12 protein-coding genes are annotated in these 12,407 nt (G+C 69.9%); 7 read left to right on the top strand and 5 right to left on the bottom strand.

What is annotated here, in order from left to right; genetic code table 11:
- The first annotated feature begins 116 nt into the window (after positions 1-116).
- Entirely contained in the window at positions 117-317 is a 201-nt protein-coding gene (locus E4O86_RS19840; RefSeq protein WP_161142288.1) for a hypothetical protein, read from the top strand.
- A gap of 15 nt (positions 318-332) precedes the next feature.
- Here E4O86_RS19840 and E4O86_RS19845 read toward each other — a convergent pair whose 3' ends face one another.
- Both E4O86_RS19845 and E4O86_RS19850 read right to left on the bottom strand, forming a co-directional pair.
- The gene (locus E4O86_RS19845; protein ID WP_161142289.1) at positions 333-1,085 is read right to left on the bottom strand and encodes a glycosyltransferase; all 753 of its coding nucleotides are present in this window, start codon (positions 1,083-1,085) and stop codon (positions 333-335) included.
- A 1-nt stretch (position 1,086) separates the two neighbouring features.
- Complete coding sequence (locus E4O86_RS19850) at positions 1,087-3,555, bottom strand: glycosyltransferase family 4 protein (RefSeq protein ID WP_161142290.1); 2,469 nt, start codon at positions 3,553-3,555, stop codon at positions 1,087-1,089.
- 822 nt (positions 3,556-4,377) lie between these two features.
- Between E4O86_RS19850 and E4O86_RS19855 the strand changes: the two genes are divergently transcribed.
- Positions 4,378-5,322, top strand: coding sequence for an NAD-dependent epimerase/dehydratase family protein (locus tag E4O86_RS19855; RefSeq protein WP_161142291.1), 945 nt, complete (start codon positions 4,378-4,380; stop codon positions 5,320-5,322).
- Here the strand turns inward: E4O86_RS19855 and E4O86_RS19860 are convergent.
- The gene (locus E4O86_RS19860; RefSeq protein WP_161142292.1) at positions 5,319-6,272 is read right to left on the bottom strand and encodes a LysR family transcriptional regulator; all 954 of its coding nucleotides are present in this window, start codon (positions 6,270-6,272) and stop codon (positions 5,319-5,321) included. The genes E4O86_RS19855 and E4O86_RS19860 overlap by 4 nt on opposite strands.
- Positions 6,273-6,389: 117 nt before the next feature.
- Here E4O86_RS19860 and E4O86_RS19865 point away from each other — a divergent pair, with 117 nt between their 5' ends.
- The 5 genes from E4O86_RS19865 to E4O86_RS19885 all read left to right on the top strand — a co-directional run bounded on the left by E4O86_RS19865 (position 6,390) and on the right by E4O86_RS19885 (position 11,031).
- Positions 6,390-7,382, top strand: a complete 993-nt coding sequence (locus E4O86_RS19865) for a substrate-binding domain-containing protein (RefSeq protein ID WP_161142293.1) — start codon at positions 6,390-6,392, stop codon at positions 7,380-7,382.
- Between the two features lie 81 nt (positions 7,383-7,463).
- Positions 7,464-8,171: a protocatechuate 3,4-dioxygenase subunit beta gene (pcaH, locus tag E4O86_RS19870; RefSeq protein ID WP_161142294.1), complete on the top strand. Its 708-nt coding sequence runs from the start codon at positions 7,464-7,466 to the stop codon at positions 8,169-8,171.
- Positions 8,164-8,763 (top strand): protocatechuate 3,4-dioxygenase subunit alpha, encoded by a 600-nt coding sequence (gene pcaG, locus E4O86_RS19875; RefSeq protein WP_161142295.1) that lies wholly within the window; start codon positions 8,164-8,166, stop codon positions 8,761-8,763. The genes pcaH and pcaG overlap by 8 nt, the downstream gene beginning before the upstream one ends.
- 49 nt (positions 8,764-8,812) lie before the next feature.
- Positions 8,813-10,219 (top strand): class-II fumarase/aspartase family protein, encoded by a 1,407-nt coding sequence (locus E4O86_RS19880; RefSeq protein ID WP_161142296.1) that lies wholly within the window; start codon positions 8,813-8,815, stop codon positions 10,217-10,219.
- Positions 10,216-11,031, top strand: a complete 816-nt coding sequence (locus tag E4O86_RS19885; protein ID WP_161142297.1) for an IclR family transcriptional regulator — start codon at positions 10,216-10,218, stop codon at positions 11,029-11,031. Before E4O86_RS19880 ends, E4O86_RS19885 begins: the two co-directional genes overlap by 4 nt.
- An 18-nt stretch (positions 11,032-11,049) precedes the next feature.
- On the opposite strand, the gene E4O86_RS19890 is transcribed toward E4O86_RS19885, so the two are convergent.
- Positions 11,050-12,042 carry a substrate-binding domain-containing protein gene (locus E4O86_RS19890; RefSeq protein WP_161142298.1) on the bottom strand — a complete coding sequence of 331 codons (993 nt, stop codon included), beginning with the start codon at positions 12,040-12,042 and terminating at the stop codon, positions 11,050-11,052.
- Between the two features lie 41 nt (positions 12,043-12,083).
- On the bottom strand, positions 12,084-12,407 hold a 324-nt coding region (locus E4O86_RS19895; protein WP_205520991.1), incomplete at its 5' end, for a tripartite tricarboxylate transporter TctB family protein.

Raw genomic sequence — 12,407 nt, forward strand, 5'->3', positions numbered from 1 at the left:
GCCTCATCGATCTCTTCCCACCAGCCGAATGCGCCAACTACTTCAAAGCGGCAGGGTATGATGCAACCTGATCGGATTCCGCTCTAGATGGTCCGCCGGAGCGACGGAGATCGGACGTGGACGCCCAGCTTCTTGAGGAGGTCCGACGGATCGTCGCCGAGGCCATCGAGTCCGGCGAGGTCCTCCAGGTCGGCCCGGCGGCGAAACGGATCGCCTCGGCGCATGCGGATGCCGACATTTCCGAGACGGCGATCGCCGACCTGCTGATGCATGCCGGCGTGCGCGCCGCGGTGCCGCTCGAGATCGAGTTCCCTTAAGGCGGCCGGTTCAGGTCAGGCCCCGGCCGCCTTCCCGCTGCGGCCGTAGAAGCCGTAGAAATTGAGCTCCGTGAAGCGCGGCCTGGCCGATCGCTCCTCCGCCTTGACCGAGACGGAATCGCCGCGCCGCCGCTTGAAGTGGACGGTGCCCGGGACGAGCAGGTGCTCGACCCCGTTCAGCACGGTGACGCAGCTCAGGTGGAAGTCCTCGTGCGCGATGCCGTTCGCCGGGTCGTTCGGCAGGAACGGGAATTCCTCGTAGATGCGGCGGTGGCAGAAGCTCAGGGCGTCCCAGTAGTTTCCGGACCGGAGATAGGTGAGGTCGAAGAACGGATCCTCCGGGTCGCCCTGGCGCACCAGCATGGAATGCGCCCCGAAGATCAGGTTGTATTCCGGGTGGAGCATGCAGGTTTCGCGGTGTCCGGGCTCGATGACCTGCATCAGGTCCCAGGCCTTGCAGAGCCAGTTGGACGACCACAGGTCGTCGCCGTCGAGAAAGGCGATGAAATCGTGGCGCGCCGCCGCGACGGCATGGAGCCGGTTGGCGCCGGGATCGCCGGCGTCGCATGTCGTGAGGCGGCCGGGAAGGCTTGCCGCCACGGCCTGCGTCTCGGCGTCCGGACGATCCAGCGAAATGACGAACTCGACCGGGACCTCGCTCCGCCTGGCGAGCGCCTCGGCCGAAACCTTCGCGCTCTGGAAGGTCGGCAGGAGAAGCGTTCCCTCCCGATGCGCGGTCACGACGACGCTGATGCCGCCTCCCCCCATCTCAGATGGCCTCCACCGCCCACGAGAAGACGTCGAAATTGTGCAGGTTCCGCAGCTGGTCGCGCTTGCCGGCCTGGGCCTCCAGCAGCGGCTCCGGCGCCTCGAAGGCCGCGCGCAGGCGCGCCACATATTCGGGAACGTCCTCCAGCCCGCGCACCAGCGAGGTCTCGGGAAGCACCTCCGGGACGCCGCCTGCGGCGGAGGCGACGATCGGCACGTCGTGCATCATCGCCATGAGCAGGATGGTCGGAATGCCGTCCCATTCCGAGGTGTAGAGGAACGCGTCGGGGGCCAGCGCCATCACCTCGGAAAGGTCGTCGAAGAGGCCCATCATCCTGACATTCGCGAGCGAGGACAGCCGGAGGTCCAGCCTGTCGAGCACCGGCTCGCCCCAGACGTGGAACGTCGCCTCTGGCATGAGCTGCGCGATGGCGGCCAAAAGGTCGGGGCGCTTCTGGCGGTCGAGCCGCCCGGCCCAGGCGACGACGGGCCCCTCATTCGACGGAGCCGGGCGCGGCGCGCCGAGCTCCCGGAGCCGGAAGTCGAAGGGCGTGCGGAATACCGAGAGCCGGGAGCGCAGGAAGCTGGAATCGCCGAAGCGGGCCCTGAGCGTGTCGCGCAGATAGTAGCTGTCGACGAAGATCTTGTTCAGGAAGGGCAGGCAGTCGAGCGCGTAGCGGGTCGGATAGCCGTCCACGTTCCCGAACACGTCGCGGTCGTCGCAGAACATGAAGGCGAAGAGGCGTGCGCGTTCGGTGAGCCGCCGGCCGTAGATCTGGATCGCGTCCCAGAGCGGGCCGCAGTTCATGTTGACGATGGTGTGCGCGCCCGACCCGAGGGCGCTGTCGAAGGCGAGCTCCCGCCTGACCGTCGCTTCCGCATTGCCGACCAGCGCGTCGAGCGCGACGAACTCGGTGCGCAGATGGTGCCGCGTGAACTGCCGGCTGTCCACGGGCCCGAAGGAAACCACCTTGATCCGCGCCTCGGGATATTTCTGCTCGAGGTAGCGCAGGGTGAACAGGAGGACGCGGTCGACCCCGCCAAAGGTCACGCTGTCGCGGTAGACCAGGATGTCGGCCTCGCCGACCCGTTGCTGCACCGCGGTAAGATACGGATAGAGCGGCGAATCGAACGGCTTCAGAGTGAACAGGCGCGCCTGGTCCACGACCTTGATGCGGGGCTCGATCGCCGCCGCCTTGCGGATCTCCGCCTGCAGCTCGCTGTCGGGGCCGAACGGAAAAAGGCCGCGCTTCCGCCTGAGGATCAGGAAGTCCCGCAGGGTGAGCAGCTCGCCGGAGGACCCGGCCCGCCGGAACGGCCCGACGTTCGGCGCCGGCTGGACCGGCCGGCCGGCGGCCTCTTCGGCGAGGTAGAACTGGAGCGGCGACACGGAGCCCGTCGCATAGCGCATCCGGATCCAGCTCGGGTTCACGAAGCAGTCCGGCGGGCGCCCCTCCCTGAACCCGTGGGAAGCGTAGTGCAGGAAGATCCAGTCCTGCCAGCCGGCGAGGTCCGGGTTCCTGCCGGCGTAGAAGTCGGGATCGAAGAAGGGCGTCGGGACGATCCGCTTCCCGACGCCCTCCCTCAGCCAGTGGCCGAAGGCGGCGTCGGGTCCTTCGAAGGCGATGCCCGCCGCCTCGGCGTAATAGGCCGGATCGAACAGGGGCAGGAGGTCCGGCGTCCGGCCGCCCTCGCCCCAGGCCTCCAGGATGGCAAGGACCACCTCGGCGCGCTCGCCGGTCTCCCCCTGCCCGAACAGCTGGCCGAGAATGCCGGCCAGGAGATGCCGCTCGATCTCGGTGCGAAGGCCGAGCCGCCTGGCGGAGCCATCGAAGGCGCGGGACATCCGCTCGACCACGGCGGCTTCGATCCGGTCGACGGGAGCGTAGCCGAGCAGCCGGCTGACCATTGGAGCGGAGAGGACCGGAGCCCACGCTTCCTCGCCCCGGGAGTCCGGGCCCGCCTCCGTGCCGGCTCGGTCCGCTTCGCCGCTCTCCGCCTCCCGCGCCGAGGCGTAGGCGGGGGAGGGCAGCCGCCCTTCGGGCCGGCCGTGATAGACGTAGTGGAGGAAGATCCAGTTCGACCATGCGCTGAGGTCGGGGTTTGCCGCCACGTAGAATTCGGCGTCGAATGTCCGGGTCGGGACGACCCGTTCGCCGAGCCCCTTCTGCAGCCAATGGCTCAGTGCCGCCCGCTCGTCCTCGAAGTCCTGGCCAGCGAGCTCGGAGTAATAGGCCGCGTCGAATATGTCCGACGGGATCGGCGAACCGCCACCCCTCGCCCAATTCTCGAGGGCCCCGGCGAGCGATTGAATCCTCCGCTCCCCCGGCGGCGCGCTTGCTGCATTGCGAACGACGGCGGCGAAGACATATTCCTGCGCGCCGCCCTCGGGAATTATGCTGTTGCGGAGCTCGTAATAGAACTCGGCGAGCCGTTGGTACTGATCGGACGAATCGACCGCCGCCGGCATGTCGAAACCGATGAGAAATGGAAGTATGGGTGCAGGAATTCGTGTGGCTTCGGCGGATGCGGCGGCTCTATCGTCCCTCGACGCGGACTCTGCCATGAAGTAATCGCCCCTGCCCTCGTCTATATCGAGCATCACCTGAATCCTAAGCGCATGCCGGCCCGGTATTTCCTGCGCCGGAAGCGCTCGAGGACAGGGAAAAGCTCCACCGACGCCTTCGCGAAGACCTTTACACAGGGCCGCGAAGGCAAGCAAGCCGACCTCGTGCGCCTGCCGGAAGCCGGTTGCATTCTCGATCCGCTGCCGCAACCGTGCCGTTCACTGTCGGGCTCGCCGCGGCATCGGACCAAATGCGTCTGCCGGTTCGGGCCAGGTCTGCCGGTTCGGGCCAGGGCCGCCTCGTTCTTCGCACCGCAAAATAAATGGCCTACCGGATTCCACTACGGTGCGCTATGCAGGGCTCTGGAGGTGGTCGTTGGGGTTAGCTCGGGTTCGCGCCGGTCCCCGCGGGCCGGCGGCAGCGCGCCGGCGGTGGTGTGACGGGGGACGTCACGCTCACCATGCTATGTCCGGGATGTCGCGGGGTCCGTCTCCGCATGTCCTCGGGGCATTGCGCCCGGGAAGATCGAAGGTGCTCTCGGACAGCCGTCACCATCCGAAGGACGCTCGATTGGGGGGGCGTGCCCGATGTACAATGTTGGCTCGCGGGTCTCGGGGTCCGTGCGATCCGAGTTCCCATCCGGTTCCCGGATGCGGTCATCGCGTTCAGTGTGGGCGTTCCGAGTAGGGTGACATGAGGCATGCTGATCCTGAGGGCGTGACGAGATGAGCGCGGGACTGGGCGGTCGGCGCGTTCTCGTCGTCGGTGCCGGCGGCTTCATCGGGCGGCACGTGGTGTCCGGACTTGTCGCCGCGCAGGCGAAGGTGACTGCTCTCGACCTGGCCGCGCCGAAGCGCATTCCCAACGGCGTGGTGGAATGGGTCACCGGCAACGTGTCGGACGAGAGCGTCGTCGCCGCCGCATCGGCGGGGCAGGATGCAGTCGTCTATCTGGCCAGCAACAGCCTTCCGGCTTCCGCCAATCACGATCTCGCCGAAGAGATCAACAGCCATGTCCGCGCGACGGTGAAGGCGGCCGAGATCTGCGAGGCGAGCGGCGTCGACCTGTTCCTGTTCGCCTCGTCGGGAGGCACGGTCTACGGCCTCGAGGCGGACGAGCCGCTGGTCGAGGATTCGCCCACGCGGCCCCGCAACGCCTACGGCGTCTCCAAGCTTGCGATCGAGCACTATCTCCGGCTCATCGGCGTGCTCCGCCACATGAAGACGGTGTCGCTCCGCATCGCCAATCCCTATGGCGAGGGCCAGCGCTCGCATCGCAGCCAGGGCGTCGTCGCCGCCGCCATGCAGCACAGCATCGAAGGCACCGCGATGCCGATCTGGGGCGACGGCTCCGTCGTGCGCGACTTCGTCTATGTCGGCGACGTGGCGGAGGCCTTCGTCGCTGCGTGCGGGTACGAGGGCCCCTCGACGGTCATCAATATCGGTTCGGGCGCCGGCGTCACGCTTCTCGACATCATCCGGCTGGTCGAGACCGCGACCGGCCGGCCGATCCGGCTCGACTTCGAGCCGGATCGGCCGATCGACGTGAGGCGCAACGTGCTCGACATCCGCCGCGCGGCGCGGCACCTGAGCTGGACGCCGAAGGTCTCGCTGGAGTCCGGAATCGCGGCAACCGCCGGATGGTGGTTGCGGCGGCTTCCGGCCGACTAGCTTCCCGCCTCCGCGCCGGCGGCGGGCGCATCCGCTTGGCCCGGCAGGCGGCGGGCCGCAAGCGCTCCGGCGCTCTCCCTCACGATGGCGGCGAATGCCGCCGCCGCGGCCGATACCGCCTCCCCCCTGCGGCGCAGGAGGCCGACCTCCCGTTCGACCGGAGGCCCAGAGATCCGCAAGGGCGTCACGCGCTCGAGCCGGTCCGGGAGACTGAGGGTCGGCAGGATCGCGACGCCGAGATCGAGCGCCACCAGCTCGACGATCGTGTGGTGCTGCGTCAGCGCATGCGCAACCTCGAGTGCCAGCCCGGCCTCCAGGCAGGCGCGGGCGAGCGTCTCCCTGATGCTCGTCTCCTCGACCGTCGTCACCACCGGATGGCGGACGAGCTCCGCAAGCGACGCTTCGCCGCGCCCGGCGAGCGGATGCCCCGCCGCGACCAGGCCCACGAACGGGTCCCTTGCGAGCGGCTCGAATCCGATCTCGACGGCGGTCCTGGGCGGTCTCGGCGCGAGCGCGAGATCGGCTTCGCCGGCCGCCAGGCTGCTGAGGATGACCCTCGCATCGAGCTCGAAGACACGCACCCGTACGCCCGGATGACGGCTTCCGAACGCGAGAAGGACCCCCGGAAGGAGGCGGGATGCGAGCGAAGGCGTCGCCGCGACCGAGACCAGCCCGCTCCTGAGGCAGGCCTGGTCGCGAAGCTCGAGAACGGCCCCGTCCAGATCGGCGAGCACCTTGCGGATGCGGGCGAGGAAGAGCTCGCCGGCCGCGCTGAGCCGGACGTTCCGGGTCGTGCGGCTGAAGAGCGCCACCCCGAGATAAGCTTCGAGCTCTCGGATCTGGGCGCTGAGGGCCGGCTGCGAAAGGCCAAGCCGTTCCGCCGCGCGGCGGAACTGGCCCTCGTCCGCCACCGCCACGAAGCTGCGCAACCGGGCAAGGCTCAGTCCCATCGTTTGCCTCCGCACCGGCAGGGATAGTGCGGAATTGCGGAAGAATCGATCCGATATTGCGATTTGACGGAAGGATGCGGCTGCGCTTCTAGGCCGGAGGAAATGCGAGGCAGGTCAATGGCGAAACTCCGGATCACGATCGCGAGCTCGAACTACGATCGCGTGCAGCCGCTCATCGACGGCCGGGTGGAGGTCGAGGGCTGCGAGGTGAACTATCTCCCGATCCCGGTCGAGGAGTGCTTCCAGCGCGCCTACTTCCACCACGAGTTCGACGTCAGCGAGATCGGCTTCAGCCCCTACATGATCGCCCGCTCGCGCGATCTGACGCCCTATGTGGCGATCCCGGTCTTCCTGTCGCGGACGTTCCGGCACTCGGCGATCTACATCCGCACCGATCGTGGCATCGCGGCGCCGGCGGACCTCCGGGGCCGCCGCGTCGGGGTCCCGGAGTACCAGATGTCGGCGGCCATGTGGGCCCGCGGCGCCCTCGCCGACGATTTCGGCGTGCGGCACGACGAGATGGAATGGGTGCAGGGCGGCCTCGAACAGGCCGGCCGCCGCGAGAAGTTCCCCCTCAGCCTGCCGGAGGGCTTCCCGCTGTCCGCGGCGCCGGCGGGCCGCTCGCTTTCCGCCCTCCTGGCGGCGGGCGAGATCGAGGCGCTCTTCTCGGCGCGGGCGCCCTCCTGCTTCCTCGACGGCAGCGCGCCGGTCGCGCGCCTGTTCCCGGACTACGAGGCGGTCGAGCAGGACTATTTCCGCCGCACCGGCATATTCCCGATCATGCATGCGGTCGGCATCCGCAGCGCGCTCGTGGCGGAGCATCCCTGGCTTCCGGTGAGCCTGCTGAAGGCGTTCCACCGGGCAAAGGCGATCGCGCAGCAGGAGCTCTACGACGTCCACGCGCTCAAGGTCATGCTGCCCTGGCTCTCGGCCGAGCTGCAGAAGACCGTCGAAATCATGGGCCGGGACTTCTGGCCCTACGGGGTCGAAGCGAACCGGCACACGCTCGATGTTATGGCCCGCTATTCCTTCGAGCAGGGCCTCGCGACACGCCGGATGACGCCGGAGGATCTCTTCGCCCCGAGCACGCTCGACGAGATCCGCGTCTGAGCGCGGCCGTTTGACACGCCGGAAGTCCGGTTGGATAATACAAACTCTGATTGCAATAGGTAAACAGCTCTGGGAGGCAGCGTGACCGACTATCCGACCGAGAGCCTTGCCGCTCACCCGCCCTACCTCTTCCCCGATTATGTCGCGACCCGGCTCCGCGCGCCCTCGCGCCCGCTCGTCATCATCCCGCAGACGCTGACGGAGATCGCCGGCCCGGTATTCGGCCAGGCGCATGTCCGTCCCGGCGACAGCGACCTCACCCGGCAGCATGCCGGCACGCCGCTCGGCGAGCGCATCATGGTGCGCGGCCGCGTCCTCGACGAGAACAGCCGGCCGGTGCCGGACACGCTGATCGAGATCTGGCAGGCGAACGCCGCCGGCCGCTACGTGCATGTCGTCGACCGGCACGACGCGCCGCTCGACCCGAACTTCACCGGCGCCGGCCGCGCCGTCACCGATTCCGACGGCTGGTACGAATTCGTGACGATCCGGCCCGGCTGCTACCCGGTACCCGGCCTCAACAATGTCTGGCGGCCCGCCCACATCCACATGTCGCTGTTCGGGCCTTCCTTCCTGACCCGGCTCGTGACGCAGATGTACTTTCCGGGCGATCCGCTCTTTCCGTACGATCCGATCTTCATGTCGGTGCCGGACGAGCGCGCCCGGATGCGGATGGTCTCCTCGCTCGACATGGCGATGACGCGCTCCGAATGGGCGCTCTGCTACCGCTTCGACATCGTCCTGCGCGGCCGCGAGGCCAGCCTCTTCGAGGAGCCGCACCATGACTGACGCGCGCCCGGAGGCGGAGGTGATCACGCCGTCCCAGACGGTAGGCCCCTTCTTCGCCTATTGCCTCACCCCGCAGGATTACGGCGGCGACCCGCTTTGCGACGGCATGATCGCGGACGAGGGCGCGCCGGGCACCCGCATCCGCATCGAGGGCGCGGTCTATGACGGCAATGGCGACCCGGTGCCGGACGCGATGGTGGAAGCCTGGCAGGCGGATGCGGAGGGCCGCTTCGCCGGCCGCGACGCGGCGCCCTCCAATGCCCGGTTCCGCGGGATCGGCCGCTGCGAGAGCCGGCAGGACGGCAGCTTCCGCTTCGAGACCGTGAAGCCGGGAAGCGTGCCCGGTCCGGACGGCACGCCGCAGGCGCCCCACATCAATCTCAATGTCTTCGCCAAGGGCCTGCTCCGCCACCTCTTCACCCGCATCTACTTCGCCGACGAGCCGGCGAATGCGGCCGATCCCATCCTCGGCCTGGTCGACCCGGACCTGCGCTACACGCTGATCGCCCGGCCCGCGCCGGACGCTCCCGGGCTCTACCGCTTCGACATCCGCCTGCAGGGGAAGGACGAGACCGTCTTCTTCGAAGCGTGAGCGGCCGCCGGGGGCCGCGCGCGGCGGTTCGTCCGCGAAGCGGGGCGGGATGACGTTCTCGCCGCTCGATTCCGCCCTCTACGGCGATCTCTTCGCGACCGCCGAGATGCGCGCCGTGTTCGAAGATCGGCGCCGCCTCCGCGCCATGCTTCAGGTGGAGATCGCGCTCGCGCGCGCCGAGGCCGCGCTCGGCATCGTGCCGGCGGAGCTCGCCGCGCGGCTCGCGGCGATCGACCCGGACGCGCTGGACATCGCGGCGATCGGCCGGCTGACGGCGGATGCCGGCGTTCCGACCATCCCCTTCGTGAAGGCGGTCGGCGCGCTGCTGCCGCCTTCCGCGGAAGCGCATTTCCATCGCGGCGCAACCAGCCAGGATCTCGCCGACACCGCGCTCGTGCTCCAGATGCGGGAGGCGCTCGAGCTTCTCGCGGCGGACGGCGACGCGACGCTTGGAGCGCTTGCACGGCTCGCCGTCCGGCACCGCGGCGACCCCTGCGCGGGGCGCACCACCACCCAGCATGCGGCCGTCGTGACCTTCGGCTACAAGGCGGCGGTGTGGGCGAACGGGCTTGCCGAGGTGCTCGCGCGCATGCCCGCGATCCGCGCGAGCCTGCTCGTCGCCTCCCTCGGCGGCGCGGTCGGTACGCTCTCCGTGATCGGCGAGAAGGGCCCCGCGCTGCTCGATGCCTTCGCGCGCGAGCTGGGCCTCGGGACGCCGGTCGTGGCATGGCATACCCAGCGGGTCAGGATCGCCGAGGCGGGCGCCTGGCTCGGCCTCCTGCTCGGCGCGCTCGCGAAGATGGCCGCCGACATCCTCGACCTCGCCTCGACGGAGGTGATGGAGGTATCGGAGCCGCCGGCGCCGGGGCGCGGCGGGTCGTCTGCCATGCCCCACAAGCGCAACCCGGTCGGCGCGACCGTCATCGCGGCGAACCACGCCGCGGCGATCGGGCAGGTCGCGACCCTTCTCGGGGCGCTGGCGAGCGCCCACGAGCGGCCGGCGGGGCCGTGGCACGCCGAGTGGCACGCTCTTCCGGCGCTCTTCGGCTTCGCCTCCGGGGCACTGCGCGAGGCGCGGCGGCTCGCCGAGGGCCTCGAGGTCGACGCGGCGCGGATGCGCCGGAACCTCGATCTGACGCACGGTCTGCTCTTCGCCGAAGCCGCCTCCGCCGCGCTCTCCGGCAGGCTCGGGCGCGATGCCGCGCAGGCGCTGGTGCAGGCGGCGGCCGAGCGCGTCCGCCGGGATGGCTGCACGCTCCGCGACGCCCTTCTTTCGGACCCGGCACTATCCGCGGCGGCGCTTCGCGACGCCGTCGAAGCGGCGTTCGATCCCGGGCCGGCGATCCGCGCCGCCGCGAACTGGGTCGACCGCGTCGCCGCGGATTGCGAGGGCCTGCGCGCGCGTCTCGGCGCGCCGGCGCAAGACGCGTCCGCCGCCGGCGGGGAAGCGGAATGACGCCTCCGGCGAAGCCGCGCCAGACGCTCGGCACCGTCACCAAGGCGCTCGCCGTCCTCCGCCGGTTCACGCCGGAGCGCCGCTGGCTCGGGGTGCGCGAGCTCAGCCGCGAGCTCGGGCTCAACAATGCCACCGTGCAGCACATCCTCTCGACGCTCGCCGCGGAGGGCTTCGTCGAGCAGGATCCCGCGAGCCGGAAATACCAGCTGGGGCTGGCGCTGGTCGAGATCGCCGGGACCAAGCTCGCCCAGCTCGATCTCGTCACGGTCGCGCAGCCGAGCCTGAACCGCCTGATGCGCGAGACCGGGGAGACGGTGAACCTCGCCGTGCTCTATCGCGGGCAGGCGCTCTATCTCGCCAAGGTCGAGACGAGCCAGCCGATCCGCGTCGCCTCGCGGATCGGCGGCCACGCGCCGCTCCATGCGTCCGCCCATGGCAAGGCGCTCCTCGCCTTTGCCGGCCGCGCGGAAACGGAGGCGTGCCTCGCCGGGCCGCTGCCGCGGTTCACCGCCGCCACGATCACCGAGCCGGCCGCCCTCGCGGCCGAGCTCGCGGCGATCCGGGAACGGGGCTATGCGCTCGATCGCGGCGGCTATATCGAGCACCTCAACGCCGTCGCGGTGCCGGTCGCCGACAAGGCCGGCAGGCTCGTCGCCTCGGTCGGCATCGTCGCGCCGGCCCAGCGCATGGACGAGCCCCGCCTCCTCGCCGCGCTGCCGTCCGTGCGGAAGGCCGCCGAGGAGATCGCCGTCACGCTCGACTGGTCGGCGCCGCAGGCCGGCCGGATCGCCGGGCCGGGGGCGGCCGGATAGGCGGGCCGCGCGCGCCGGCTACTGGTCGAGCGTGCTCGCGGCGAAGAGCTCCTCGATCCGCATGGGCCGGGGCGTCAGGCCCTGCTCGTGCGAATAGAGCGCGGCCGTCTCGAGAACGCGGCGGTTCGCGGCGATGCCGTGGCGCACGATCGGCGCGGCAAGGACGGCACGGTAGGAATCCGGCACCAGCCCGGCCCTCAGATGATAGTCGGCATGCTCCATCCGCTGGCGGTCGGCGATCGCGTTCGCGGCGTCGAAGGCCTTGAGGAGGTTGAGCGCGACCCAGGGATGCCTCTCGAGGATCTCGCGCCGGACGATCATGCCGTGGTTGATCGGGAAGAGCCCGGTCTTCCGGAAGTAGCGGGCGCCTTCCGCCGCTATGTCGGGAAAGAGCGGCCGGATGTCGGGATGGTCGGAGAGATCGGCCCGGCTGCGATCCACGAGGTTCCTGTCGGTGATGTAGAGGAGGGTCGCCTCGAGCTCGCCGGAAAGGAGCATCGATCCGATGCTCTTCTCATAGGGGATCTGGTGGATGGTGACGCCCGCCGGAGGCCGGAATCCGACCGCGCCGGCATGGCTGTGCGCGGGGTTGCGCTCCATCCAGAATTCCATCTCCTGCGGCAGCACCCCGAATTCGTGCTGCAGCACGCCGCGCGTCCAGAGCGCCGCCGTCTGCTGGTATTCCGGAACGCCCACCCGGCGTCCCCGCAGGTCTTCGGGACTCGCGATGCCGGCATCGCGCCGGACCAGGATTTCGGTGTGGAAGAAGCGGCGGGTCGTGAAGATCGGCAGCCCGACCCAGCGGTCGTCCCCGCGCGCCACCGTCATCATGAGCGACGACATCGACATTTCGGAGACGTCGAAATCGGCGAAGCGGAGCTGGCGCCAGAACAGCTCGGAAGGGTGCACCGGCGTCGGCACGAGATCGATCCCCTCCGGCGCGACGAGCCCGTCGAAGATGGGGGCGCTCCGCGGGTTGCGCGGCATGCCGATGCTGAGCTGCAGCTTCACGTCGGAGATCCTCGCGAAGGGGGAGGGGCGCGAGCCCGGGTTCAGTCGAGAAAGAGCGGAAGCATGGGGAGCGGAATGCTGAGCACCTGCCAGAACAGGAGGTAGGCGGTGGCAAGCGTCCCGGCCGCGAGCGCGAGCGCGATCCCCCAGCCGTGCCCGTGATAGCGGACGATTCCGATGACGTAGAGCGGCAGGCCGGCAAGGAAGCCGAGGCCCCAGAGCACCGGAATGAGCAGCAGCACCTGGGCGATGCCGCCGAGGTCGCGCCGGAGAGAAGGTGCCGGCGGCTCGGCGGGCGCGCCCTCCGCGTCGGGCGCGATCTCGGCGGGCGCGATCTCGGCGGGCGCCGCCGCGGCGGCCGGGGC

The organism is Propylenella binzhouense, from assembly GCF_009866965.1.
GTDB lineage: Bacteria > Pseudomonadota > Alphaproteobacteria > Rhizobiales > Afifellaceae > Propylenella > Propylenella binzhouense.

Excerpts from the sequence above, each read along its gene's own strand:
- pcaG (WP_161142295.1), top strand. The coding sequence starts at position 8,164 with ATGACTGACGCGCGCCCGGAGGCGGAGGTGATCACGCCGTCCCAGACG.
- E4O86_RS19845 (WP_161142289.1), bottom strand. The coding sequence starts at position 1,085 with ATGGGGGGAGGCGGCATCAGCGTCGTCGTGACCGCGCATCGGGAGGGA.
- E4O86_RS19855 (WP_161142291.1), top strand. The coding sequence starts at position 4,378 with ATGAGCGCGGGACTGGGCGGTCGGCGCGTTCTCGTCGTCGGTGCCGGC.
- E4O86_RS19850 (WP_161142290.1), bottom strand. The coding sequence starts at position 3,555 with ATGCCGGCGGCGGTCGATTCGTCCGATCAGTACCAACGGCTCGCCGAG.
- E4O86_RS19885 (WP_161142297.1), top strand. The coding sequence starts at position 10,216 with ATGACGCCTCCGGCGAAGCCGCGCCAGACGCTCGGCACCGTCACCAAG.
- E4O86_RS19865 (WP_161142293.1), top strand. The coding sequence starts at position 6,390 with ATGGCGAAACTCCGGATCACGATCGCGAGCTCGAACTACGATCGCGTG.
- E4O86_RS19880 (WP_161142296.1), top strand. The coding sequence starts at position 8,813 with ATGACGTTCTCGCCGCTCGATTCCGCCCTCTACGGCGATCTCTTCGCG.
- E4O86_RS19860 (WP_161142292.1), bottom strand. The coding sequence starts at position 6,272 with ATGGGACTGAGCCTTGCCCGGTTGCGCAGCTTCGTGGCGGTGGCGGAC.